We start from the raw sequence: 24840 nt of genomic DNA, 5'->3' as shown, positions 1-24840 counted from the left end.
GAGGCCGCCGGGCGGCCCGACGCCCGCTCAGAGCAGCGCCCTGAGCCTCTCCGCCAGCAGGTCCCAGCGCCACTTCTCCTCGACCCAGGCGCGGCCCCGCTCCCCCATGCGCCGGCGCAGCTCCGCGTCGCCGAGCAGCAGGGCGATCCGCTCCGCCGCCTCCTCGGCCGAACCGCCGCGCACCACCCAGCCGGTCTCGCCGTCGAGCACCGCGTCCGGGGCGCCGCCCGAGTCGCCCGCCACCACCGGCAGCCCGGTCGCGGACGCCTCCAGGTAGACGATGCCGAGGCCCTCCACGTCGAGGCCGCCGCGCCGGGTGCGGCACGGCATCGCGAAGACGTCACCGGCCCCGTAGTGCGCGGGCAGTTCCGCCCAGGGCACCGGTCCGGTGAACCGCACCGAGTCCAGCACCCCGGTCCCGGCGGCCAGCTTCCTCAGCTCCCCCGCGTACGGTCCGCCGCCGACGATCAGCAGGACGGCGTCGGGCACCTCGGCCAGGATCGCGGGCATCGCGAGGATCAGGGTGTCCTGGCCCTTGCGGGGCACCAGCCGGGACACGCAGACGACGACCGGCCGGTCGGTGAGCCCGAGCCGGGCCCGGACCAGATCGCCGCCGGACTCCGGGTGGAAGGTCTTCTCGTCCACGCCGGGCGGCAGCTGGACCATGCGCTCCGCCGCCGGGGTGAGCGCGGCGGCGATCCGCGACCGGGTGTACTCGCCGAGATAGGTGACGGTGTCCGTGCCCTCGCCGATCCGCCGCAGCAGCTGCCGGGAGGCGGGCAGCTGGGCCCAGCCGGCCTCGTGCCCGTGGGTGGTGGCGACCAGCCGGCGGGCACCGGCCCGGCGCAGGGCCGGTGCCATCAGCCCGAGCGGGGCGGCGGCGCCGAACCAGACGGACGAGCAGCCGTGGGTGCGCAGCAGCTGGACGGCGCGCCGGGTCACCCGCGGGGTCGGCAGCAGCATCGTCGTACGGTCGCGGACCACGGTGAAGGGCTGCTCGGCGTCGAAGGCGGCGGTGGCCGCGGCGCCCTCGGGGCCGCGCTTCCAGGTGGAGGCGTAGACAACGATCCGGTCCGGGTCCAGCCGGAGCGCCATGTTGTGCAGGAACGCCTGGATGCCACCGGGGCGGGGCGGGAAGTCGTTGGTCACGATCAGGGTATTGTCCATCGCCGCCGACAGTACCGGGCGGCCCCGCCTCGTGGCTCTCGCACGGACCCGCCGGGCATCATGTCCTGTCGTACCACCGGTGGAACGGACGAGGGCGGGACATGACGGGTTCGAGCAGCGCACGACCGGCCTTCGTGGTGTGGGCCCTCACCAGGGCTCTCCTGCTGCTCTGCGTCATCAAGGTGATCACGCTGCCGGGCCCCGACGTGACGAGCGACGTGTCGGTGATCTACCAGGGCTGGTACGACGTGCTGCGCTCGGGCAGCTACCCGCAGTCCGACGTCACCTGGCAGTACCCGCCGCTCGCGGCGCTCGCGATCCTCTCCCCCGCCCTGCTGCCGTTCCTGGACTACGCCTCGGCCTTCTTCGTCCTGGCGTTCCTCTGCGACGCGCTGGTGCTGGGTCTGCTGCTGTACGCGGGCCGGGGCACCGCCCGTCGGACGGCCGGGGCCTGGGTGTGGGTCGCGGGGGTGCCGCTGCTCGGTACGACCGCGTACGCCCGGTACGACGTGATGGTGACGGCCGTCGCGGTGGCGGCGCTGCTGGCCGGGGTGCGGCATCCGCGGGTGCTGGGGGCGCTGGCGGCGGTCGGGGCGCTGCTGAAGGTGTGGCCGGCGCTGGTGCTCGCCGGCACGGCTCGCGGGCGCCGGACGCGCCTGGCGTGGACGACCGCGGCCGGGACGGCGCTCGGGCTGCTGGTGCTGTGCGCGCTGGCGGCGCCCGGCGCGCTGGCCTTTCTCGGTTTCCAGCGCGACCGGGACACCGAGGTCGAGTCGCTGGGTGCGCTGGTCTTCCATGTGGCGCGGCAGTTCGGCTGGCAGGGCCGGGTGGAGCTGCATTACGGCTCGCTGGAGTTCCTGGGCCCGCACGTGCCGCTGGTGAGCACGCTCGCACTGGGGCTGAGCGTGGTGGCGTTCGGCTGGCTGCTGGTGTGGCGGCTGAAGGCGCGCACGTTCGGTGTGAGTACGCCGGCGGACGCGGCGTTCACCGCGGTGCTGCTGTTCACCACCACGAGCCGGGTGATCAGCCCCCAGTACATGCTGTGGCTGGTCGGTCTGGCCGCGGTGTGCCTGGTCTTCCGGGAGAGCCGGATGACGCTGCCGGCCTGTCTGGTGCTGGCGGCGACGGGCGTCACCCAGCTGGAGTTCCCGCTCGGGTTCGTCCATGTGGTGACGAGCGACGCGACGGGCGTGACCCTGATGTTCCTGCGCAACGGACTGCTGGTCGCCGCGACGCTGATCGCGGGCGGGCGGCTGTGGCGGGACACGGTGACGCGGCCGGCCCCCGAGGTCAGCCGAGCCGGTCCCGAACGTACTCCCGCCAGCGCGCCGTGAAGTCCTGCGGAGTCGTGCCGAGCACCTCGTGCAGGGCCTGCTCCACCGCTCCGTCCCGCCCTGAGTGCCCCCCGACGGCCCGGTAGAAGGCGAACAGCTCCTCCTCGCCCCAGTGGTCGGCGATGAGCTCGCAGGCCAGCCAGCCGCCCTCGTACGCCTTCGCCAGCCGGTCCGGGTCCTCGGTGAAGCCGAAGTCCTCGTCGGTGGGCAGGGCGGCGGGCAGTTCCCCGCGCCGGACGGCCTCCGCCAGCTCGGGCGCGATCTCGGCGGCGGTGCGGTCCCCGTCCCGGTAGGCCGCCCAGTCCGCGAACCCCTCGGAGAGCCAGGTCGGGGTGGCGGCGGAGGTGCGGGTGCGGGTGGCGACATGGGTGGTCTCGTGGGTGAGGACGACGCGCTGCCCGAAGGTGCCGAGCATCGCGTACGCCTTCGGGTTCACGATCACCCGGTCCGCGGGCGCCGTGCCCGAGCCGCCGGTCTCGCCGGTGGTGACGGCCGCTATGCCCCGGTAGTTCGCGGCGGGCGACCCGAGCAGCTCCGCCATGTCCTGCACGGTGTCCGGGACCAGCACCACCACGCGCCCGGCCCAGCGCTCCGGCCAGGCGTCGGAGACGGCGGGCACCGCCCGGTCCGCGGTGGCCGCGATCCCGGTCAGCTCCTCGCGGGGGCGGCCGACGCCCAGCACCAGGCTGTGCGTGCCGCGCACCACCTCGACAGCGCCCTGCTGCCAGAGCTGCCGGCCGCCGCCCTCCGCCGGGCGGTCGGCGGTGAGGTACCAGCGGCCGTCCGCCGGATCCCGTTCCAGGTCGAGGACCCGGTCCACGGAGACCGGCGCGCTGTCGTAGCCCTTGATCCGGTAGCCGAGCCGGACCTCGGCGGTGGCCCGGTCCGCGCCGTGCGGCGATACATCGTCGAGCCGGTACGTCCAGGAGCCGATCGGCATGTCCGCGAGATGGCCGAGCTCCCTGCGCTGCGAGGCCCGCAGATCGGTGGCGTCCCGGGCGACGACCGCGGCATAGGCGTCCGGGTCGTGGTGCAGCACCGCGGCGGCCCGGCGGTCCAGGGTGGCGCGGATATCGGCGGCGGTGGTGTCCGGGACGTCAGCGGCCGGGGCCGAGCAGGCGGTGGCGCACAACAGCGCGGCGAGCACGGCGCCCGCCGCGCGCCGTCGTCCACCGCGCGCCCGCTCTGCGGTACGCCCCTGATCAGCCACAGGAACGAGGGTAAGGGGTGGCCCGTGAGATCAGACCCGGGTGACCGAGGAGACGGGCATCATGCCGACGGGGTCGTAGCGGACCGGGGCGCCGGGGTACGGGGCATGGATGACCTGGCCGTTCCCCACATACATCCCGATATGACTGGCGTCCGCACGGTAGGTGACCAGATCGCCGGGCCGGGCCTCGGAGAGCGGCACCATCCGGCCGGCGTACCGCTGGGCCTGCGAGGTGCGGGGCAGGCTGACCCCGGCCTGTGCGTACGCCCACTGCATCAGCCCGGAGCAGTCGAATCCGGAGGGCCCACTCGCGCCCCAGACATAGGGGCGGCCCAGCGCCCGGTGGACGGCCATGACGGCGGCCGCCGCCCGCGCCGAGCCCGCCGGGAGTCCGGCCACCGTCCCGGCCCCGGTGCCCCGGCCGGTGCGCGAGGCCCGCTCGAACGCCGCCCGGTCGGCGCCGGGAAGTGATTTCAGCAGCCGCCTGGCCTCGGTGAGCTTGCGCACGACGGTCCGCTTGTGGCGGCTGACGGCCGCGCGGCCGCGCTCCAGGCCCGCGAGCGAACCGGCGGCCTCCGCCCGGGTCTGGGCCAGCACCCGCTGGGCCCTGCGGAGTTCGGCCAGGGCGTTGGCCCGGCTGTCGTTCACCCGGCCCAGCACGGCGGCCCGGTCGAGGTAGTTGTCCGGATCAGAGGAGAGCAGCAGGGCGAGCGAGGGGTCGATGCCGCCGGACCGGTACTGCGCACGGGCCGCGGAACCGAGTTCCGTACGCATCAGGTTGACGCGCTCCTGCCCCCGGGCCGCCCGGTCCTGCGCCCGGTTCACCTCACCGCGCAGCCGTCCGACGTCCTCACCGGCCTTGTTGTACTGCTCGGTGGCGCGCTCGGCCTCGGCGTAGAGGCGGTCGACCCGGGCCCCGGCGGTCTGCGGGGTGTCCTGCGGCTCGGCGTTCGCGGTGGCCGCGCCGAGTGCCGCAGCGGCGGTCGCCGCCGCGGCCGACAGGACAGTGACCCGGACGCTCCGGCTCACGCCGGGCTGTGTGGAACGGCGATGGGACACCACAGGACGCCGCACTCCCTTCCGCTGTACGCAGGTGTGCGCAGCCCCTGCCACCCGGGGCGGGCGGACCGACACATGGAGCCACGCGGCAGCCAGACAGTAGTCGCGCGATCACGGAGCGAACAAAAGCCGCGCCGGACGGACGGGAGGCACAAACAGCGACGCCCCGCCGGTGACCTGTGGTCTCCGGCGGGGCGGGCAGTCAGTACGGGGCGCGGGAATTCGCCCGTTCGGGCGTGATCAGATGCGCACGGCGGTCTGGTAGCTGCCGACGGTGTTCATCGACTCGAAGCGGACCACGGCACCCGGCTTCGGGGCGTGCAGCACGGTGTTGTTGCCCGCGTAGAGGGCCACGTGCGAGGTGTTGCTGAAGAAGACCAGGTCCCCGGGCTTCAACTGGCTGCGCCCGATCTGGGTGCCCTGGTTGATCTGGGTGTACGTGGTGCGGGTGATCTCGACACCGGCCTGGTGGTAGGCCCACTGGGTCAGACCCGAGCAGTCGAACGAGTTGGGGCCGGTACCGCCGGAGACGTAAGGCTTGCCCTGCTGGGTGGAGGCAGCCTGAAGGGCGGCGGCTCCACGGGCGGAGGCGGGGACCTCGCTGCCCAGGTCGACCCGGTCGCCGGCGGAGCGGCTGGCGCGCAGGTCGTCCTCGCGCATCTTCGCGCGCTCGGCGGCGGTCAGGGTGTTGAGCACCTTCTGGGCCTCGGCGAGCTTGCCCTGCTGCTGCTTCTTCTTCTCGCCGAGCGTCTTGCGGACGTCCGCGAGGTCGTTCAGCTTGTCCTGGGCCTCCTTGCGCTCCTGCGCGAGGGACCGCTGCTTCTCCTGGATCTTCGTCAGCGACTCGGCCTGCTTGGCCGTCAACTGGTCCAGCGAGGAGGCCTGGTCGAGGAAGCTGTCCGGGTCCGAGGCGAGGAAGAGCTGCACCGAGGGGTCGATGCCACCCGAGCGGTACTGCGCGGCGGCGATCGAACCGAGCCCGGCACGGAGCGTGTTGAGCTCCTCCTGGCCGCGCGCCACCTTGTCCTGCAGCGCGCCGACCTGCTTCTCGAGCTTCTCCTGCTTCTCCTTGGCCCCGTTGTAGTGCTCGTTGGCGACCTCTGCCTCGTGGTAGAGCTTGTCGACCTCCGCCTTGACCTCGCTCTTGGTCGGCTTGGGGTCGGCGTGAGCGGCCTGGGAGGTCAGGGCCACGGCCGCAGCGGCGGTCGCGGTGAGCACGGTCACACGGGCGCGGCTCGGGTTCTTGGGACGACGGTGGGACGCCACGAAGGCGAGCTCCTTCTTCCTCGAGCCGCCTACCGGGCTATGGGGGGACGGGAATCCCCGGCTCCGTGCATGTCACGGAATCGGCGGTTCCTTCACTGCCACCCCGGATGGGTGATCAACCGTGCGAAGGTTCGAGGCCCGACCATAGTGACCATCCTGTGATCAGTTCAAATCCTCGCAGGAAAAATCTCGTCACAGCGGCTACTTCTTTACCCGCACCACACTGCGTGTAGCGGTGAATTGACGGCCCGTTCCGTAATTTCCGACGAGCCGCAACAAGTCTCGCTAAACGCGCGAAAGCCGCTTCAGGAGCAAGAGGGACGCAACGGGCCTGGCCCCCGCCTTCGCCACTCCGTCGGCCACCTCGCGGTCGGTCGAGACCACCACGACGGGCCGCCCGGACGGTTCGGCACGCGCGAGCTGCCGGATGAGCTCGTCCGCGGTGACCCCCGCCCTGCTGAACAGCACCCGCACCCCCCGGGGCGGCGCGAGCAGCACCGGAGCGGCCAGTTCGGCCCCGTCGAAGACGCAGGTCACCTCGGCCCCCGTCTGGGCGGCGAGCACCGACAGGCCGCCCAGCAGCCGCAGCCGCTGCTTCTCCAGCGGCATCTGCGGATAGCCGGTCTTGGTGACGTTGTAGCCGTCCACGATCAGATGCGCCTGCGGCAGCGCGAGCAGTTGGTCCAGCAGCGCCGGATCGGTGTCCGAAAGCGCCCTGGCGGCAATGTCCTTGGGTGACATCCGGCCCGGCTCGACGGCGTCGACGGTGTCCGCGGGGCGCATCGAGGACGGCGGCAGGGCCAGTTCGCGCCGCAGTCCGCCGGCCGCTTCGAGCACCGTGTCGAGCAGCAGCCGCAGCCGCATGTCCTCGACCGACCGCCCCTCGCGGGCGGCCCGGCGCCCCGCCTCGACGGACGCCTCCGCCTCGCCGAGCCGGGCCCGCAGCCTCCGGGTCTCGCTCTCCGCCGCGGAGACCTGGGCGGCCGCCTCGGCCCGTACGGCGTCGCTCTCGGCCCTGCCCCGGCGCAGCGCGGCCTCGCCGCGCTTCACCTCGTTGGCCGCGCTGCGCAGTTTGCGCTGGAGCGACTCGGCCTCCTTGCGGGCCGCGTCGAGGTCGCTGCGGAGCCGTTCGGTCTCGCTCCTCGTCTGGGCGCGGGCCTGGGCGAGTTCCTCGCTCAGCCGTCCCAGTTCGCGCCGGGTCTCGTCGTCGGCCCGCTCGGCGTCGGCGCGCTGCGCCTCCTCACCCGCGGCGGCGAGGAGCTTCACCCAGCCGGCCGGACGCAGCACATAGGCCGCAGCGGCCACATCGACGGGGTCGGCGGCGGCGGGCGGCGAGCCAGCCTCCAGGGCGGCACTCAGCTCCGGCTGGGTCTCCCTCAGCCGTTCGCCGATGCGCCGGCGGAACGCGGCGTCGCCCTCCAGGGCGGCCGCCATCGCGTTCCCGGCGAACTTGGCACGCCTGGTCGGCGTGAAGCGGGCGTACTGCCTGAGCTGAGCCGGGAGTTCGGTGACCGTGAGGCCGCCGAACGCGTCCGAGACCAGCGCGACGACCCGACGCCGTACAGCTTCGGGCAGCGGGCGGTCGAGCACCTCCACGGCATCGTCGGCCGCATCGGCCGACGCGGCGCCGCCAGCGGGCTGCTCCACCATCCGTCACCTCAAACTGTATGTCCGCACGGCCCCGTCAGGAGTCGGCACCCGGCCTGTCGACTAGCTCGATCTGATCCACCGCGTTGCACCAACGACAGCGCACCGACTCGATGGTCTCACTGACCACCTCGCGTTCCTCGACGCTCGACTCCCCGGCCAGGTCGAGATGGACGTATTCGACGACCTTGGAGGAGCGCGTCACGTCGAATCGCGTGAGGTTTCCGCAGAGCGTGCAGCGCCAGCGGGTCGCCTCGGTCGGCTGGGGAACCGTCGTCATCGTTGCGTCCTCTTTCGTCGGGCCTCGTGCTGCCACATAAGGATCTTCGCGGTGCGCCGTCGAACTGCGGATGTCCTGCCGTAACCCTACGGCCTTGCCGCATACCACCGGCACGGCGAGGCGGTCTGTCCCGTTCCCTCCAGTTGCGTCATGCTCTGTTCATGATCGATCGGCGGGCTGCGGCCGGCAGACTCCTGCGGGCGGCCACCTCGGGCGGGCCGCCGGTGACGTACGCCCTCATCGCCCTGTGCTGCGTGGTCTTCGCGATCAGCCCGCTCTCCGGGCTCAACCCGGTGTACGGCGGCGCGGACGCCCTGCTGTCCGCCCAGGCCGGGTACTTCGAGCGCTGGGGCGTGATCCCGAGCGAACTCTGGGACGGCTCCGCCCACGCCCTGCTCACCCCGCTGACCGCGCTCTTCGTGCACGGCAGCTGGCTGCATCTGCTCGGCAACATACTGTTCCTTTACGTGTTCGGAGCGATGGCCGAGGAGCGCATGGGCCACACCGAGTTCGCGTTCTTCTACCTCGGCTGCGGATACCTCGCCCTGCTCGCCTACGCGGCCGCGCACGCCACGTCCGACGAGACGCTCGTCGGCGCGTCCGGGGCGATCTCGGCGGTACTGGGCGCCTTCCTCTACCTCTTCCCCAGGGCCCGGGTCACCAGCGTGTTCCCGTTCCTGCTCTTCCTGCCGCTGCGCTTCCCCGCCTGGATCGTGCTGATCTTCTGGTTCGTGCTGCAGTGGCTGGCGGCCGAGGGCGCCGGCAGCGGCCCCGGCGTGGCCTATCTCGCCCATGTGGTCGGCTTCGCCATCGGCTTCCTCTACGCCTGGGGGCGCTACCGGCGTGACGCTAGAGTGAGATCTCCAGCCACGGCCACCGAGGGAGAAAGCCAGCCGTGATCACCGCGATCGTGCTCATCAAAACCAGTGTGGACCGGATTCCCGAGATCGCCGAGGCCGTCGCAGCGCTGGACAGCGTCAGCGAGGTCTTCTCGGTCACCGGTACGTACGACCTGATCGCCATGGTCCGGGTGGCCAAGCACGACGATCTGGCCGACGTCATCCCCGGCCGGATCAGCAAGATCCCCGGCGTCGAGGGGACCGACACCCACGTGGCGTTCCGTACGTACTCGCAGCACGACCTGGAGGCGGCCTTCGCCATCGGTCTGGACGCATAGGTACATACGTTCGGCCGGGTACGGACAGCTGTCCGTACCCGGCCGAACGCGTTCTGCGCCCCTCAGACCTGGGCGGTGCCCCGGTCCGGGACGCAACGGCCGTCCTCGGTGCGGTACTTCCACTGGGCGCCCTCGCTCACCAGCTCCTTGACCGCCCGCACGAAGCGCTCGATGTGCTCGTCCGGCGTGCCGGCACCGAAGCTGACCCGGATCGCGTTGAGCGACCTCTCGCCCGGCTCGGCCTCAGGCGCACCGCACTCGCCGACGTCCTGCGGGTCGCTGCCGAGCAGGGTGCGCACCAGCGGGTGGGCGCAGAACAGTCCGTCGCGCACCCCGATGCCGTACTCCGCGGAGAGCGCCGCGGCGAAGTGCGAGCTGTTCCAGCCCTCCACCACGAAGGAGATGACGCCGACCCGCGGGGCGTCGTCGCCGAACAACGAGAGCACCTTGACCGCGGGGACCTCGGCGAGTCCGGCACGGACCGCGGTGACGAGCTGCTGCTCCCGGGCGACGAGGCCGTCGAATCCGGCCTCGGTGAGCGCCTTGCAGGCGGAGGCGATGGAGTAGACGCCGATGACGTTGGGGGAACCTGCCTCGTGGCGGGCGGCGGTGGTGTGCCACTCGACGTCCACCCCGCCGCCGGCCCGCCGGGCCACCTTGCGGGAGGCGCCGCCGCCGGCCAGGTAGGGTTCGGCGTCGCGCAGCCAGTCGGAGCGGCCGGCCAGGACGCCCGAGCCGAACGGCGCGTACAGCTTGTGTCCGGAGAAGGCGACCCAGTCGACGTCCAGCTCGGCGATGTCGACGGGGTGGTGCGGGGCCAGCTGCGCGGCGTCCAGCACGATCCGCGCGCCGTGGGCGTGCGCGGCGGCGGCGAGCTCCTTGACCGGCCACAGTTCACCGGTGACGTTGGAGGCGCCCGTGACGCAGACCAGCGCGGGACCGTAGGGATCGCGGTCGGCGAGTGCCCGCTCCAGCGTGGCGACGGCCTGGGCGGGGGTGCGCGGGGCGTTCAGGTAGGTCACGCGGGCGTCGCGCCAGGGCAGCAGCGACGCGTGGTGCTCGGTCTCGAAGACGAAGACCTGGCAGTCGGCGGGGACCGCCGCGGCCAGCAGGTTGAGCGAGTCGGTGGTCGACCGGGTGAAGACCACCTGATCGTCGGCGCGGCAGCCGAGGAACTCCGCGACGGTGACCCGGCTGCTCTCGAAGAGGTCCGTGGAGAGCTGCGAGAGGTATCCGGCGCCGCGGTGGACGCTGCCGTAGTACGGCGCGTACGCGGCGACGTCGTCCCACACCCGCTGCAGGGCCGGCGCGCTGGCGGCGTAGTCCAGCGCGGCGTACGTGACCTCACCGCCGGTCACCAGCGGAACCGTCACATCCTTGCCCAGAACGGGCAACGGGGCACAAATGGACTGGTCGGCGGCAGCGGTGAAGACAGACATGACGAACTCCCGTAACAGGCAGGCGAATTCCGCGTGCCCGCGGATACGCGGCAGCACGGAAGGAAGAAAAAGGGTGTGCGGAGGAGGGCCGAAAAGCCCTATCGCATTCGCTTGCTCACAGAGGCTCCCTGAGGACCAGGACCCCACGGGTGGACGTCTCACGACGTCGAGGGGTCCGCGCTTGCCGCAGACCTCGCTGCCTACGGCCTGGTCTTCACCCGGGGCACCCCGCCACGGACGGAGGGTTGCCGGACAGCGGGCCGGGGCCGTAGTCGCTGTCACTCATGACCTGCCCAGCATCTTGCCATACGTGGGTGAACGCGCAAGGCGCAGTCCAGATCATGGACTGCGCCCTGCTTCACGTTCCCTGCGCTCAGGCGTTGCTGGCCCTGACCCATCTCTCCAGCGCCCGTCCGGCGGACCCGGAGTCGATGGACTCGGCGGCCTTCGCGATACCGGCGGCGAGCTGCTCGGTGAGCGTGCCCTCCCCCTGGTCCAGAGCGACCAGGGCCGCCGCCGCGTTGAGCAGGACGGCCTCCCGTACGGGACCGGTCTCGCCGGCCAGCAGCCGGCGGGCCACATCGGCGTTGTACGAGGCGTCGGCGCCGCGCAGCGCTTCCACCGGTACCAGCTCCAGGCCGACGTCGCGCGGGTCGAAGGCCTGCTCGCGCACGACGCCGTCCCGGGCCACCCAGACCCGGGAGGTCGCGGTGGTGGTCAGCTCGTCCAGGCCGTCGTCGCCGCGGAAGACCAGCGCGGAGTTGCCGCGTTCGGCGAGCACGCCCGCGACGATGGGTGCCATCCGCAGGTCGGCGACCCCGATGGCCTGGGAGCACACCTGGGCCGGATTGGTGAGCGGACCGAGGATGTTGAAGGTGGTCGGGGCGCCCAGCTCCGCCCGGGCCTTCGCCGCGTACCGCAGGGCGGGGTGGAACTTCACCGCGAAGCAGAAGGTGATGCCCGCCTCCTCGGCCACCTCGACGACGCGCTGCGGGGGCAGATCCAGATTGACGCCGAGCTTGCCCAGTACGTCGGAGGAGCCGCTGGCCGAGGAGGAGGCGCGGTTGCCGTGCTTGACGACCTTGGCCCCGGCCCCCGCCACGACGATCGCGGACATGGTGGAGATGTTGACCGTCTTGGCCATGTCGCCACCGGTGCCGACGATGTCGACCGTACGGCCGGGCACGTGAATCGTGGTGGCGTGCTCGTACATCGCACGGACCAGACCGGTGACCTCCGTGACGGTCTCGCCCTTGGCGCGCAGGGCCACCGCGAAGCCGGCGATCTGCACGTCGGTCGCCTCACCGCTCATGATGCGGTCCATCGCCCACGCGGTGTCGTCGGCGCTCAGGTCCTCGCCGCGCAGCAACGGGGTCAGCACGCCGGGCCAGGTACGAGCCGCCACGCTGTCGCCGCCGACCGGGGTCACAACGTTCATGGTCCGCTCCTGGGGTCCACAGCCGATAAAGGGATGTGACCACCCTATCGAGCGCGGGGGACAGCGAAGAGCCCCGTCCATCGTATGGATGGGCGGGGCTCCTGCTGTGGCGATCAGTTCAGGTGATCAGTGGTGGCCGTGGCCGCTGTTGATCTCCTTGTACTCCTCGGCAGAGGGCTTGGCGATCTGGTTGTCCTCGCCGTACAGGCTCTGGCTGAGCCTGGCCCGCACCTTGTGGACCAGGGACACCTTGCGCTCGACACCGTTCTCGTCGACCGTCGGGCCGATCTCGAGCGGCTTGTACTGCTCGTGCGCGGTGAGCGTGTGCAGCGCCGCGGGTGAGAGCGGCTCGTGGACCTCGACGAACTCACCGTGCGGCAGGCGCTTGATGAGCCCGGACTCGCGCCCGTGCAGCACCTTCTCCTTGTCCCGGCGCTGAAGGCCGAGGCAGATCCGCCGGGTGGCGATGAACGCGATGACCGGGCCCACGAAGATGAAGATCCGGACGAACCACGAGATGGCGTTCAGCGACAGGTGGAAGTGCGTGGCCCACAGGTCGTTGCCGCCGCCGATGAAGACGATGATGTACTCGGTGATCCAGGCCACGCCGAAGGCCGTACGGGTGGGAGCGTTGCGCGGGCGGTCCAGAATGTGGTGCTCGCGCTTGTCCCCGGTGATCCAGGACTCGACGAACGGGTAGACCGCGATGATCGCGAGCACCAGTCCGAAGGCCATCAGCGGGATGAACACACCCAGGACGAGCGTGTGACCCCAGAGGTTGATCTCCCAGCCGGGCATCACTCGGATCAGACCCTCGGCGAAGCCCATGTACCAGTCGGGCTGGGCGCCGGTGGACACCTGGTCCGGGCGGTACGGGCCGATGGCCCAGATCGGGTTGATCGAGGCGATGGCCGCGATGACGGCGATGACGCCGAAGACCAGGAAGAAGAATCCTCCGGCCTTCGCCATGTACACCGGGAGCAGCGGCATGCCGACGACGTTCTTGTTGGTCCGGCCGGGACCCGCGAACTGCGTGTGCTTGTGGTAGAAGACCAGGATCAGGTGCGCCACCAGCAGGCCCATCATGATGCCGGGCAGCAGCAGGATGTGGATCGAGTAGAACCGGGCGACGATGTCGCCACCGGGGAACTCCCCGCCGAACAGGAACATCGAGATGTACGTGCCGACGACCGGCGTGGCCAGGATCGCGCCCTGGGTGAAGCGGACACCCGTACCCGAGAGCAGGTCGTCCGGGAGCGAGTAGCCGGTGAAGCCGGTGAACATACCGAGCACGAACAGCAGGAAGCCGAACAGCCAGTTGATCTCACGCGGCTTGCGGAACGCGCCCGTGAAGAAGACACGCATCATGTGCACGAACATGCCGGCCAGGAAGATCAGCGCGGCCCAGTGGTGGATCTGCCGGACCAGCAGACCACCGCGGACGTCGAAGCTGATGTCCAGCGTCGAGGCATAGGCCTCGGACATCCGGATGCCCTGCATGGGCTCGTACGGGCCGTGGTAGACGACCTCGTTCATGCTCGGGTGGAAGAACAGCGTCAGATACACACCCGTGAGGATGATGATGATGAAGCTGTAGAGGCAGATCTCGCCCAGCATGAAGGACCAGTGGTCCGGGAAGATCTTGCGCATGTTGGCCTTGGCCAGGGAGTAGATCCCGAGCCGGCCGTCCGCCCAGTCGGCCATCTTCTCACCGGCGGGCGCCTTGCGCTTCGTATCGGTCGCAGTACTCATCCGCGCTCCCAGAATGCAGGACCGACGGGCTCATCGAAGTCACCGAGCGCCTCGAGGTTACCCTCGCTGTTCACGCCGATCCGCAGCTGCGGAAGGGCGTGACCGGCCGGACCGAAGATGACGCGGGCGCCGTCGGAGAGGTCGAAGGTTGACTGGTGGCACGGGCAGAGCACGTGGTGGGTCTGCTGCTCGTACAGGCTGATCGGGCAGCCGACGTGGGTGCAGATCTTCGAGAAGGCCACGATGCCCTCGTGGGCCCACTCGCGCTCGCGCTTGTCCTTGATGTTGGACGGCTCGATGCGAATGATCATCAGCGCAGCCTTGGCGATCTGCGTCTGGAAGTCGTGTGCGTCCTCCTCCAGGCCCTCGGGCATGGCGAAGGTGAGCGAACCGACGGTCACGTCCTCGGGACGAAGCGGCTCATTGGTGTTCATGTTGATGAGCTGCTTGCCCTTGGCCCACAGGGTGGAGCGGAGCTTCTTCTCCGGCAGCGGACCGAGGTCGCGCAGCAGCACCACACCGGCGAGCGGCACCAGGGCCAGCGCGCCGAACATGGTGTTGCGGACCAGCTTGCGCCGGCCGAACGCGGACTCCTCGGCACCGGCCGCGAAGTCGGCGAGAACCTTCGCCTTGACCTCGGGCTCGGCAGCGATCGCGTGCCGCTCGTCGGCGACCTCCACGTCGGACATCAGGGTGCGCGCCCAGTGGACGGCTCCCGCGCCGATCGCGAAGAGCGCCACGCCCAGGGTCAGCCCCAGGGAGAAGTTGAGCGCACTCACATGACCGAACGGGAAGATGTAGACGATCTGGTCGACCGGGAAGATGACGAAGGAGGCGATGAAGCCGACCGTCGCCAGCATGGACAGCGTGAACATGAACGCGACAGCGCGCTCGGACCGGTCTGCGGCCCGTTCGTCGATGTCCTGGATGCGCGGCTGGTGAGCCGGCAGCCCCGGGTCGGCGAACGGATCGTCCGCGCCCTCTACCGCGCCGTGCGCGGGGACCTGCTCTGCGGGCAGGTTCTCTTCTGGAATCTCTTGGCTACTCATGACTTCTTGGCCTTAGCGGTGTGGGCCGCGACCCAGACGGCAACTGCGATCAGTGCGCCGAGCCCGAAGATCCAGCCGAACAGACCCTCGCTGACCGGACCGAGCCCGCCCAGCTTGAGGCCACCGGGGCTCTCAGCCTGCGCGCTGTTCACGGTCTGGATGTACGCGATGATGTCCTTCTTCTGCTGATTGGGCATCGTCGAGTCCGGGAAGGACGGCATGCTCTGAGGACCGGTCTGCATGGCCTCGTACATGTGCTTCGGGTCCACGCCCTCAAGGCTGGGGGCGTACTTGCCCTTCGTCAGGGCACCGCCCTCGCCGGTGAAGTTGTGGCACTGAGCGCAGTTGGTACGGAACAGGTCGCCGCCCTTGGCGACGTCCGCGCCCTCGGGGCTGACCTGGCTCTTGGTCGGGACGGTCGGGCCGGCGCCGAGCGACGCGACGTACGCCGCGAGCTGGTCGATCTCGGCCTGGGTGTAGATGACCTTCTTCTTCGGTACCTGGGCGCCCGGCTGCTGTGCCGGCATACGGCCCGTACCGACCTGGAAGTCCACGGCGGCGGAGCCCACGCCGACAAGCTGGGGCCCGTCGGTGGAGCCCTCACCGCCGGTTCCGTGGCAGCTGGCGCAACCGACGGAGTACAGCTTCTTGCCCTCGTCGATGGCGAGGGACTGGGCGGTGTCGTCGGCCTGCGCCTTGCTCGCGGGCGCAAACGCGGCGTACAGCCCCCCAGTGGCCGCCAGCGCGAGGAGTAGTACGACGACCGCCGCCAACGGATGGCGTCGTCGTGCGGAGAGCTTTTTCACGGATTACCCCGGTGTCAGGATCTTCTGCTTCGATGCTGGATGTGGTTCGGGCTCGGGGCCCGGTTACTTGATCATGTAGATCGTGGCAAAGAGGCCGATCCACACGACATCGACGAAGTGCCAGTAATAGGACACGACGATGGCAGCGGTCGCCTGTTCATGGGTGAACCTCTTGGCTGCGTATGTCCTGCCCAGAACGAGCAGGAAGGCGATGAGACCGCCTGTCACATGCAGACCGTGGAACCCGGTGGTCAGGTAGAACACCGAGCCGTACGGATCCGAGGACAGCGAGAGGCCGTCCTGCTTCACCAGCTCGGTGTACTCGAAGATCTGGCCTCCGATGAAGATCGCACCCATCACGAAAGTGATCACGAACCAGGCGCGGAGCTTCTTCACATCGCCCCGCTCCGCGGCGAAGACGCCGAGCTGGCAGGTGAGTGAGGAGAGCACCAGGATGGTGGTGTTCGTCGCCGAGAACGGAACGTTCAGGGACGACGCCATTTCCTTCCAGTGTTCTGGTCCGGTCACCGATCGCAGGGTGAAGTACATCGCGAAGAGGGCCGCGAAGAACATCAGCTCGGAACTCAACCAGATGATGGTTCCGACGCTGGTGAGGTTCGGCCGATTGACCGACGGGTGCGCGTGCCCGGTTTCTACTGTCGTTGCTGTCGCCACGACCGACATTATGTCGGTCGCTTATCCCGCCCTCACTCCGGGGGGTGCCGTTCGGTGTGTCAGAGGGGTGTGTCCTCCCCGAACGGCCCATGAATCCGCTGTCCCGAGCGGTGCTGACAGGCTGTCGGGCGGAGTACGATCCGCGCATCGGTCCGGGGGCTGTCCGCAGGACAGCTCCCATGCCCCTAAGCCCCGAAGACACAGATGTCACGGAGGAACAATGCAGCCGACCGCCACGGTCCTGGTCTACAGCGACAACGCACACACCCGTGAGCAGGTGAGGCTGGCAGCAGGGCGCAGGCCCGCGGCGGACGTGCCGCCGGTGGAGTTCCTGGAGTGCGCCACCCTGCCCGCCGTCCTGGACGCACTGGACCACGGAGGCGTCGACGTCTGCGTGTTGGACGGTGAGACCGCACCGGCCGGCGGCATGGGCGTCTGCCGCCAGATCAAGGACGAGATCTTCCGCTGCCCGCCGGTGCTGCTGCTGATCGGGCGCCCGCAGGACGCCTGGCTGGCCACCTGGAGCCGCGCGGACGCGGCGGTGACCCTTCCGGTCGAGCCGGTCGGCTTCGCGGACGCCCTGGCCGCCCTGCTGCGCAGCAGGCTCTCCGTGGGGGCCTGAGGGGCCCGCGGGCCCTTCCCCCTGCCGCCGGCCCCTCCGAGGGGCAGCGCACTCCCCGCTCAGACCTCGGGGCGCAGTCGCGCCGCCTGAACCGTGTCCACGCGGTCGGGCGTGTTGTTCTGCAGTGCGCTGCCCTTCTGCCACTTGGCCCAGGACAGGTTCCAGTCGCCGTAGCCGTTGTCGAACGGCGTCATGGTCTCGCCCTCGCTGCCGACGACGCGGACGATGTCGCCCTCGCGCACGGTGTTGTAGAACCACTCCGCCGCGCTGGTGCTCATACCGGTGCAGCCGTGGCTGACGTTCGCGTACCCCTGTGATCCGGTGGACCAGGGGGCCGCGTGCACGTACTCACCGCTCCAGGTGACCCGGGTCGCGTAGTAGACCAGCAGGTCGTAGGAGTCGCTCGAGCCCTGCGCGATGCCGATCGTCTCCCCGCGCATACGTACCTGCTGCTCCTTGCCCAGCACGACCTTGACGCCGTTGCGGGTGGAGAAGCCGGGCTTGCCCGTGGTCACCGGAATGGTGTTGATCACTTCGCCGTTGCGCTTGACCGTCATGGAGTGCTGCGAGGCGTCGGTCACGGCCTCGATCCGGTCGCCGGTAGTGATCTTCAACGCTTTCGCGGGAGCCCCGTACAGCGCGTTGGCCACCTTGATGCCGGCCAGATTGCTGCTGACCTCGATGGTGGCCTTCGCCGGCCAGTAGTCCCGCGGCCGGTAGTGAAGCGTCTTGTTGTCGACCCAGTACCAGGAGCCGGTCACGGCCGGTGTGGAGCGGACCTTCAGCGCGCGCTCGACGGTGGCGCGGGCCGCCTTGTCGGCGACGGGGGCGCTGAGTTGCGCCGTGACGGGCTGCCCGACGCCGTAGGTGCCCGTCTGAGGGCCGAAGGTGACCTTCAGGAACCTCTTGGCGGAGGCGGTCTCGAAAGACAGCGTGCGGTCCCCTGGGGCGCCGTCGTGGTCCTCCATGCTGACCTTGACGGTGTACCGGGTGCCTGCGGCGAGCGGGGCGGTGGAGTGCCAGCGCTGCCCGTCGGCGTCGAGTTCGCCCGCCAGATGGCGTCCTGCGGTGTCGACGGCCGCCACATCGGTGATTCGGCCGTCGTCACCGTCGACGCCGACTTCGAGGGGCTTGTCCGGGTCGACCTTCTGGCCGCCGTCGGGCGCGTTGGAGGAGATCTCGTCCGCGGCGTCGTACGGCTTCGCCGAGAGCGGATGGCCGTCGGACTCCCCACAAGCGGTCATCCCTGCGACCAGGGTCACGACCAGCAGAGTGCAGCTCACTACGGGACGGATGCGCGGCGTGTGGTTCATGAACCCACGCTAAGAAGATTCATTCGATTCAGCGCGCGGGGTGACTGCAAACGGGGGGCCCGCACTTCTCGTGGAAGTGCGGGCCCCCCGTCAGGTGGAGCGGTGTCACGGGTGGAGCGGTGTCACTGGGTGCGGTTCTCACCGCGGTAGTACTCGAACACCCAGCCGAACAGACCGATCAGGAGCATCGGGAGCGAGAAGTAGAGCAGCCACCAGCCGAAGACGACTCCCGTGAAGGCGAGTGCGCCGCCGACCGCCAGCGAGAGCGGCTGCCAGCTGTGCGGGGAGAAGAACCCCACCTCGCCGGCCTCGTCCGCCACGTCGGCGTCCCTGTTGTCCTGCGCGAGCGCGTCGACCCGCCGGGCCGTGAAGGCCAGGTAGAAGCCGATCATGACGCTCAGGCCGAAGGCCAGGACGAGCGCGGTCGTACCGGCCGGCTCCTTGGACCACACGCCGTACGTGATGGCCATGGCGAGCATGAAGACCGCCAGCCAGAGGAACAGCTTGCCCTGAATCTTCACTTGCCCGCCTCCTTGCCGCCGGCGAGGGCCTTGTCACCCTCGGAGTGGTGCTCCAGCTGTTCGAGCGCCGTGATTTCCGGGTGGTGCAGGTCGAACGCCGGGGATTCCGAACGGATCCGCGGCAGCGTGAGGAAGTTGTGCCGCGGCGGCGGGCAGGACGTCGCCCACTCCAGCGAGCGGCCGTAGCCCCACGGGTCGTCGACCTCGATCTTCTTGCCGTACTTGGCCGTCTTCCAGACGTTGTAGAAGAACGGCAGGATCGACAGGCCGAGCAGGAACGAACAGATCGTCGAGATCGTGTTCAGCGCGGTGAAGCCGTCCGCCGCGAGGTAGTCCGCGTAACGACGCGGCATGCCCTCGGCGCCCAGCCAGTGCTGCACCAGGAACGTGCCGTGGAAGCCCACGAACAGCGTCCAGAAGGTGATCTTGCCGAGCCGCTCGTCCAGCATCTTGCCGGTGAACTTCGGCCACCAGAAGTGGAATCCGGAGAACATCGCGAAGACCACGGTGCCGAAGACCACGTAGTGGAAGTGCGCCACGACGAAGTACGAGTCCGAGACGTGGAAGTCCATCGGGGGCGACGCGAGGATGACGCCGGTCAGACCACCGAAGGCGAAGGTGATCAGGAAGCCGACGGCCCAGAGCATCGGTGTCTCGAAGGACAGTGAGCCCTTCCACATCGTGCCGATCCAGTTGAAGAACTTCACCCCGGTGGGTACCGCGATGAGGAACGTCATGAACGAGAAGAACGGCAACAGCACACCGCCGGTGACGTACATGTGGTGGGCCCACACGGTCACGGACAGACCCGCGATGGCGATCGTCGCGCCGATCAGGCCGATGTATCCGAACATCGGCTTTCGACTGAACACCGGGATCACTTCGGAAACGATCCCGAAGAAGGGCAAAGCGATGATGTACACCTCTGGATGGCCGAAGAACCAGAAGAGGTGTTGCCATAGCAATGCGCCGCCATTGGCCGCGTCGAATACATGCGCCCCGAATTTTCGGTCCGCCTCCAGCGCGAAGAGCGCCGCGGCGAGGACCGGGAAGGCCAGCAGGACCAGAACACCGGTCAGCAGGACGTTCCAGACGAAGATCGGCATGCGGAACATCGTCATGCCGGGTGCGCGCATGCAGATGATCGTGGTGATGAAGTTGACCGAACCGAGGATCGTGCCGAATCCGGAGAAGGCCAGACCCATGATCCACATATCGGCACCGACGCCCGGCGAGCGGACCGCGTCCGAAAGCGGGGAGTAGGCGAACCAGCCGAAGTCGGCCGCACCCTGCGGGGTGAGGAAGCCGGCCACCGCGAGGATCGAACCGAAGAGGTACAGCCAGTACGCGAACATGTTCAGCCGCGGGAACGCCACGTCGGGCGCACCGATCTGCAGCGGCATGATCCAGTTCGCGAACCCGGCGAACAGCGGCGTCGCGAACATCAGCAGCATGATCGTGCCGTGCATCGTGAACGCCTGGTTGAACTGCTCGTTCGACATGATCTGCGTGCCCGGACGGGCCAGCTCGGCGCGCATGAAGAGCGCGAGCAGACCGCCGATGCAGAAGAACGCGAACGATGTGACCAGGTACATCGTGCCGATCGTCTTGTGGTCAGTGGTGGTCATCCACTTGATGACGACGTTTCCCGGCTGCTTGCGCCGGACCGGCAGCTCGTCCTCGTACGAGTCGTCTGCTGCCGCGGCACCCTGAGGTTCGTTGAGGATGCTCACAGTTTGTTCGTCTCCGCATTCCTGGCCGGGTCAGTCTGCTCGATGCCGGCCGGCACGTAGCCCGTGTTGCCCTTCTTCGCCAGCTCCTTGAGGTGCGCCTGATAGCGCTCCGGGGAGACGACCTTGACGTTGAAGAGCATGCGGGAGTGGTCGACGCCACAGAGCTCGGCGCACTTGCCCATGAAGGTGCCCTCCTGGTTGGGAGTCACCTCGAAGGAGTTGGTGTGGCCCGGAATGACGTCCTGCTTCATGAGGAACGGCACCACCCAGAACGAGTGGATGACGTCACGCGAAGTCAGGACGAAGCGGACCTTCTCCCCCTTGGCCAGCCACAGGGTCGGACCGGGGTTGCCGTTCTGCGGATTCCGGGTTCCCGGGACACCGACGTCGTAGACGCCTTCAGCACCCTTGGGGAAGTCCTTGCGGAACCGGTCCGGGATGGCGTCGAGCTCCTTGGGGATCTCGTTGCCCGTGGCGGTCGAGCCGTCCACGTTCTCGATGTAGTTGAAGCCCCAGCTCCACTGATAGCCGACCACGTTGACCGTGTGGGCGGGCTTCGGGGAGAGTTCGAGGAGCTTCGATTCATCGCGCGCGGTGAAGTAGAACAACACCGAGACGATGATCAGAGGGACCACGGTGTACAACGCCTCGATCGGCATGTTGTACCGGGTCTGCGGAGGAACCTCCACCTTGGTGCGGCTGCGCCGGTGGAAGATGACGCTCCACAGGATCAGGCCCCAGACCAGCACGCCCGTGGCGAGCGCTGCCGCCCACGAGCCCTGCCAGAGGGAAAGGATCCGTGGGGCCTCTTCCGTTACCGGCGTAGGCATACCGAGGCGGGGGAAATCCTTGTATGTGCAACCGGTTGCGGTCGCCAGGATCAGGCCCGCAGTCAGCACCTGCGGCAGCTTCCGCCGCATCGGGCGCCGCGACGAGCGGTCGGAGCCGTTGGGACTCACGTAGCGCCTTCCCGAGAGTCTCGCCCGCACGGTCGGCGCGCCCGTCTCGTTTGTCGGTCGCCGCCCCTGACGCGGGCAGGGGTTTGGATGTTTATGCGGACCAAACCCTACTGGACGCTATTTGGGGTCGCGCGGGGAGGGTGCCCAACGCGCCGCCCGACTCCCCGAAGGGGTGGAATCCACTCCTCCGGCCGTCATCTGACGCCCCCTCTCCTGACCGTGCCGGCGGCCGGTCCCGAGCCGGGGTCCGGACCGGGCTAGCGTGGCCGGGTGCCCTACTTCGACGCCGCGTCCGCCGCCCCCCTCCACCCCGTAGCCCGCCAGGCGCTGCTTGCCGCCCTGGACGAGGGCTGGGCCGATCCGGCCAGGCTCTACCGCGAGGGGCGCCGGGCCCGGCTGCTGCTGGACGCGGCCAGGGAGGCGGCGGCGGAGGCCGTCGGCTGCCGTCCCGACGAGCTCACGTTCACCTCGTCGGGCACCCGGGCGGTGCACTCCGGAATTTCCGGGGCCCTCGCCGGGCGTCGGCGTGTCGGCCGCCATCTGGTGGTGTCGGCGGTCGAACATTCGTCCGTGCTCCATTCGGCCGCCGCGCACGAGGCCCAGGGCGGATCGGTCGCGGAGGTGCCGGTGGACCGCTCGGGGGCGGTGAGCCCGGCGGCGTACGGAGCGGAACTGCGCGAGGACACCGCGCTGGCCTGTCTCCAGTCCGCCAACCACGAGGTCGGCACGGAGCAGCCGGTGGCCGAGGTCGCCGCGCTCTGCCGGGACGCGGGGGTGCCGCTGCTGGTGGACGCCGCGCAGTCACTGGGCCAGGGCCCGGTGCCGGGCGGCTGGTCGCTGCTGGCGGCGAGCGCCCACAAATGGGGCGGTCCGGCCGGGGTCGGGCTGCTGGCGGTGCGCAAGGGTGTCCGGTTCGCGGTCCAAGGACCGGCCGACGAGCGTGAGTCGGGGCGGGCCGCCGGCTTCGAGAACATTCCGGCGATCGTGGCCGCCGCGGCGTCCCTGCGGGCGGTTCGGGCGGAGGCCGCCGCCGAGTCGGCGCGGCTGAGGGCGCTGGTGGAGCGGATCCGGAGCCGGGTACCCGCACTGGTGCCCGATGTGGAGGTCGTCGGCGATGCGGAGCGGCGGCTGCCGCATCTGGTCACCTTCTCCTGTCTCTACGTCGACGGGGAGACCCTGCTCCATGAGCTGGACCGGGCGGGTTTCTCCGTGTCGTCCGGCTCGTCCTGCACGAGCAGCACGCTGACCCCGAGCCATGTGCTCAGGGCGATGGGGGTGCTGTCGGAGGGCAACGTCCGCGTGTCGCTGCCGACGGGCACCACCGAGGAGGACGTCGACCGCTTCCTCGATGTGCTTCCCGGGGTGGTGGCGGCGGTGCGGGAGAAGCTGGGGGCGCCGGCCGCGGCAGCCCCCTCCCCCGCCCCGGCGGCCTCCCTGGTCGTCGACGCGCTCGGGAGGCGCTGCCCGGTCCCGGTGATCGAGCTCGCAAAGGTGATCGCCGACGTACCGGTGGGCGGGACGGTGACCGTCCTGTCCGACGACGAGGCGGCCCGGCTCGACATTCCGGCCTGGTGCGCGATGCGTGAGCAGGAGTACGTGGGTGAGGAGCCGGCGGACCGGGGCTCGGCCTATGTGGTCCGCCGGCTGTCCTGACCGGCTGTCCCGCCTCCTGCTTACGAGAGGTGCGTGCGGACCTCGGCCGCGGCCTCGTGGCCGTACGCCTTGGTGAAGCGGTCCATGAAGTGGGTGCGGTGCAGGGTGTACTCCTGGGTGCCGACCGTCTCGATGACCAGGGTGGCGAGCATGCAGCCGACCTGGGCGGCCCGCTCCAGGCCGACGCCCCAGGCGAGACCGGAGAGGAATCCGGCGCGGAAGGCGTCGCCGACGCCGGTCGGGTCGGTCTTGCTCATCTCCTCCGCGCAGCCGACCTCGATCGGCTCAACGCCGACGCGCTCGATCCGCACGCCCCGGGAGCCGAGGGTGGTGACGCGGTGGCCGACCTTGGACAGGATCTCCTCGTCGGTCCAGCCGGTCTTGGACTCGATGAGCCCCTTCTCGTACTCGTTGGAGAAGAGGTAGGTGGCGCCGTCGAGCAGGATGCGGATCTCCTCGCCGTCCATCCGGGCGATCTGCTGCGAGAAGTCCGCGGCGAACGGGATTCCGCGGGAGCGGCACTCCTCCGTGTGGCGGAGCATGCCCTCCGGGTCGTCGGCACCGATGGAGACCAGGTCGAGACCGCCCACGCGGTCGGCGACGGCCTTCAGCTCGATCAGCCGGGCCTCGCTCATGGCGCCGGTGTAGAAGGAGCCGATCTGGTTGTGGTCGGCGTCCGTCGTGCAGACGAAGCGGGCGGTGTGCAGGACCTCGGAGATCCGCACCGATCCGGTGTCGACGCCGTGGCGGTCGAGCCAGGCCCGGTACTCGTCGAAGTCGGAGCCCGCGGCGCCGACCAGGATCGGAGCGGTGCCGAGCAGACCCATGCCGAAGCAGATGTTGGCGGCGACACCTCCCCGGCGCACGTCCAGGTTGTCGACCAGGAAGGAGAGCGAGACCGTGTGCAGCTGATCGGCGACCAGCTGGTCGGCGAAACGGCCGGGGAAGGTCATGAGGTGGTCGGTGGCGATGGAGCCGGTGACTGCGATACGCACGGGAGACTGCTCCTGCGGAGGTCGAGGGGAACGGTGTCCGCGTTCCCGGGGCGGCGTGACAGATGAGGGGCCCGGAAATCGGGGCCCCCTCACGCTACCGGTTCCTACGGTGACCTGAATGGGAAAAACTACCCGATAGTAGGGCTTTCTTCCTGAGCTCTGCGGTGCCTACGGTGCGGATATGTCGAACCACATCGCCCCGCACGAGTCCGAGACCGGCCTGGCCGACCTGCGCTCGGACTGCGCACGGATGGCTCCGCACTGGGTGGTACCCACAAAGATCGCCGCCACCCCTGTGGCGCCGTCCCTGATTCACGGAGTGACCGTGCCGCCCGCCTCGGCCAGGCTGATCGACGCGATGTCGGAGTACGGCGACTGAGGACCGCGCTCCGGCCGCGCTCAGGCCGCTCCCCGGCCGCGCTCCCGCCGCAACTGCCGCCCCACGGGGGAACCGTGCGCTCCCGCGCCCCGTCCCATCGGTGTCCGCACCCAAGGGGCGGGCGATATGCCGGGCCAGGCATATGACGGCAATGCAGGCGAAGGAGCGATCCGGTGAGCACCGAGCGACCCGACAACGACGTGACCGGCCCCCGGCGGCGTTCGCCGCTCGCCGTGGCCTCGGTGGCGGCAGCCGTACTGCTGGCCGGTGGCGGCGGCGCGTACTGGGCCGCCACCGCGGCGGACGGCGGTAGCGGCAAGGACAGCGCGGGCAGCGGTGCCGGCGCTCCCCCACTGCTCTCCCTGG

23 protein-coding genes, 1 pseudogene and 1 riboswitch are annotated in these 24840 nt (G+C 69.9%); of the genes and pseudogenes, 7 read left to right on the top strand and 17 right to left on the bottom strand.

Going from position 1 to position 24840, the window contains the following annotated elements; all coding sequences use genetic code 11:
• Positions 1-27: 27 nt before the first annotated feature.
• Positions 28-1167, bottom strand: coding sequence for a glycosyltransferase family 4 protein (locus J1C73_RS05815; protein WP_207315388.1), 1140 nt, complete (start codon positions 1165-1167; stop codon positions 28-30).
• 101 nt (positions 1168-1268) lie between these two features.
• Here J1C73_RS05815 and J1C73_RS05810 point away from each other — a divergent pair, with 101 nt between their 5' ends.
• The gene (locus J1C73_RS05810) at positions 1269-2501 is read left to right on the top strand and encodes a glycosyltransferase 87 family protein (RefSeq protein WP_207315387.1); all 1233 of its coding nucleotides are present in this window, start codon (positions 1269-1271) and stop codon (positions 2499-2501) included.
• Here the strand turns inward: J1C73_RS05810 and J1C73_RS05805 are convergent.
• The 5 genes from J1C73_RS05805 to J1C73_RS05785 form a co-directional block, all read right to left on the bottom strand.
• Positions 2458-3711 (bottom strand): hypothetical protein, encoded by a 1254-nt coding sequence (locus tag J1C73_RS05805; RefSeq protein WP_207315386.1) that lies wholly within the window; start codon positions 3709-3711, stop codon positions 2458-2460. The two genes, J1C73_RS05810 and J1C73_RS05805, sit on opposite strands and share 44 nt — an antisense overlap.
• A 30-nt stretch (positions 3712-3741) precedes the next feature.
• Positions 3742-4773, bottom strand: a complete 1032-nt coding sequence (locus J1C73_RS05800; protein ID WP_207315385.1) for a C40 family peptidase — start codon at positions 4771-4773, stop codon at positions 3742-3744.
• Positions 4774-5010: 237 nt separating this feature from the next.
• Positions 5011-6036 carry a C40 family peptidase gene (locus J1C73_RS05795; RefSeq protein WP_207315384.1) on the bottom strand — a complete coding sequence of 342 codons (1026 nt, stop codon included), beginning with the start codon at positions 6034-6036 and terminating at the stop codon, positions 5011-5013.
• A 285-nt stretch (positions 6037-6321) separates the two neighbouring features.
• A complete protein-coding gene (locus J1C73_RS05790) occupies positions 6322-7683 on the bottom strand; it encodes an NYN domain-containing protein (protein WP_207315383.1) in 1362 nt (453 codons plus the stop codon).
• A gap of 37 nt (positions 7684-7720) precedes the next feature.
• A complete protein-coding gene (locus J1C73_RS05785; RefSeq protein WP_024494175.1) occupies positions 7721-7963 on the bottom strand; it encodes a hypothetical protein in 243 nt (80 codons plus the stop codon).
• Positions 7964-8124: 161 nt separating this feature from the next.
• Between J1C73_RS05785 and J1C73_RS05780 the strand changes: the two genes are divergently transcribed.
• Both J1C73_RS05780 and J1C73_RS05775 read left to right on the top strand, forming a co-directional pair.
• On the top strand, positions 8125-8862 hold the full coding sequence (locus tag J1C73_RS05780; RefSeq protein ID WP_207315382.1) for a rhomboid family intramembrane serine protease: 738 nt from the start codon (positions 8125-8127) through the stop codon (positions 8860-8862).
• Positions 8859-9140, top strand: a complete 282-nt coding sequence (locus tag J1C73_RS05775) for an Lrp/AsnC family transcriptional regulator (protein WP_123470113.1) — start codon at positions 8859-8861, stop codon at positions 9138-9140. The genes J1C73_RS05780 and J1C73_RS05775 overlap by 4 nt, the downstream gene beginning before the upstream one ends.
• Positions 9141-9202: 62 nt before the next feature.
• Here J1C73_RS05775 and J1C73_RS05770 read toward each other — a convergent pair whose 3' ends face one another.
• The 6 genes from J1C73_RS05770 to ctaE form a co-directional block, all read right to left on the bottom strand.
• Complete coding sequence (locus tag J1C73_RS05770; RefSeq protein WP_207315381.1) at positions 9203-10579, bottom strand: aminotransferase class V-fold PLP-dependent enzyme; 1377 nt, start codon at positions 10577-10579, stop codon at positions 9203-9205.
• Positions 10580-10751: 172 nt separating this feature from the next.
• Positions 10752-10869: riboswitch (SAM riboswitch) on the bottom strand.
• An 83-nt stretch (positions 10870-10952) separates the two neighbouring features.
• Positions 10953-12017, bottom strand: coding sequence for an anthranilate phosphoribosyltransferase (gene trpD / locus J1C73_RS05765; RefSeq protein WP_207315380.1), 1065 nt, complete (start codon positions 12015-12017; stop codon positions 10953-10955).
• A 126-nt stretch (positions 12018-12143) separates the two neighbouring features.
• The gene (gene qcrB, locus J1C73_RS05760) at positions 12144-13769 is read right to left on the bottom strand and encodes a cytochrome bc1 complex cytochrome b subunit (RefSeq protein ID WP_207315379.1); all 1626 of its coding nucleotides are present in this window, start codon (positions 13767-13769) and stop codon (positions 12144-12146) included.
• Positions 13766-14818 (bottom strand): cytochrome bc1 complex Rieske iron-sulfur subunit, encoded by a 1053-nt coding sequence (gene qcrA, locus J1C73_RS05755; RefSeq protein WP_207315378.1) that lies wholly within the window; start codon positions 14816-14818, stop codon positions 13766-13768. The genes qcrB and qcrA overlap by 4 nt, the downstream gene beginning before the upstream one ends.
• The gene (gene qcrC / locus J1C73_RS05750) at positions 14815-15624 is read right to left on the bottom strand and encodes a cytochrome bc1 complex diheme cytochrome c subunit (protein WP_207315377.1); all 810 of its coding nucleotides are present in this window, start codon (positions 15622-15624) and stop codon (positions 14815-14817) included. Before qcrC ends, qcrA begins: the two co-directional genes overlap by 4 nt.
• A gap of 63 nt (positions 15625-15687) precedes the next feature.
• Positions 15688-16308, bottom strand: coding sequence for an aa3-type cytochrome oxidase subunit III (gene ctaE / locus J1C73_RS05745; RefSeq protein ID WP_123470126.1), 621 nt, complete (start codon positions 16306-16308; stop codon positions 15688-15690).
• 211 nt (positions 16309-16519) lie between these two features.
• Between ctaE and J1C73_RS05740 the strand changes: the two genes are divergently transcribed.
• Positions 16520-16921 carry a hypothetical protein gene (locus tag J1C73_RS05740; protein WP_145763073.1) on the top strand — a complete coding sequence of 134 codons (402 nt, stop codon included), beginning with the start codon at positions 16520-16522 and terminating at the stop codon, positions 16919-16921.
• A 59-nt stretch (positions 16922-16980) separates the two neighbouring features.
• Here J1C73_RS05740 and J1C73_RS05735 read toward each other — a convergent pair whose 3' ends face one another.
• The 4 genes from J1C73_RS05735 to ctaC all read right to left on the bottom strand — a co-directional run bounded on the left by J1C73_RS05735 (position 16981) and on the right by ctaC (position 21447).
• Positions 16981-18234, bottom strand: coding sequence for a L,D-transpeptidase (locus J1C73_RS05735; protein ID WP_207315376.1), 1254 nt, complete (start codon positions 18232-18234; stop codon positions 16981-16983).
• A gap of 122 nt (positions 18235-18356) precedes the next feature.
• Positions 18357-18755: a cytochrome c oxidase subunit 4 gene (locus tag J1C73_RS05730; protein WP_207315375.1), complete on the bottom strand. Its 399-nt coding sequence runs from the start codon at positions 18753-18755 to the stop codon at positions 18357-18359.
• On the bottom strand, positions 18752-20488 hold the full coding sequence (ctaD, locus tag J1C73_RS05725; protein WP_207315374.1) for an aa3-type cytochrome oxidase subunit I: 1737 nt from the start codon (positions 20486-20488) through the stop codon (positions 18752-18754). Before ctaD ends, J1C73_RS05730 begins: the two co-directional genes overlap by 4 nt.
• Positions 20485-21447 carry an aa3-type cytochrome oxidase subunit II gene (ctaC, locus tag J1C73_RS05720; RefSeq protein ID WP_123470138.1) on the bottom strand — a complete coding sequence of 321 codons (963 nt, stop codon included), beginning with the start codon at positions 21445-21447 and terminating at the stop codon, positions 20485-20487. Before ctaC ends, ctaD begins: the two co-directional genes overlap by 4 nt.
• 270 nt (positions 21448-21717) lie before the next feature.
• Between ctaC and J1C73_RS05715 the strand changes: the two genes are divergently transcribed.
• Positions 21718-23100, top strand: a complete 1383-nt coding sequence (locus tag J1C73_RS05715) for a cysteine desulfurase/sulfurtransferase TusA family protein (protein ID WP_207315373.1) — start codon at positions 21718-21720, stop codon at positions 23098-23100.
• Between the two features lie 20 nt (positions 23101-23120).
• Here J1C73_RS05715 and J1C73_RS05710 read toward each other — a convergent pair whose 3' ends face one another.
• Positions 23121-24095: a carbohydrate kinase family protein gene (locus J1C73_RS05710; protein ID WP_207315372.1), complete on the bottom strand. Its 975-nt coding sequence runs from the start codon at positions 24093-24095 to the stop codon at positions 23121-23123.
• Positions 24096-24276: 181 nt separating this feature from the next.
• On the opposite strand from J1C73_RS05710, the gene J1C73_RS05705 reads away from it, so the two are divergent.
• Together J1C73_RS05705 and J1C73_RS05700 are read left to right on the top strand one after the other, a co-directional pair.
• Positions 24277-24474, top strand: coding sequence for a hypothetical protein (locus tag J1C73_RS05705; protein WP_207315371.1), 198 nt, complete (start codon positions 24277-24279; stop codon positions 24472-24474).
• A gap of 173 nt (positions 24475-24647) precedes the next feature.
• Positions 24648-24840: pseudogene (locus J1C73_RS05700) on the top strand (hypothetical protein); the annotation flags it as partial.

Source organism: Streptomyces laculatispora (genome assembly GCF_017353455.1).
Classification (GTDB): Bacteria; Actinomycetota; Actinomycetes; order Streptomycetales; family Streptomycetaceae; genus Streptomyces; species Streptomyces laculatispora.
The sequence above is the reverse complement of the archived record's forward strand: the minus strand, read 5'-3'. Positions and strand labels throughout refer to the sequence as shown.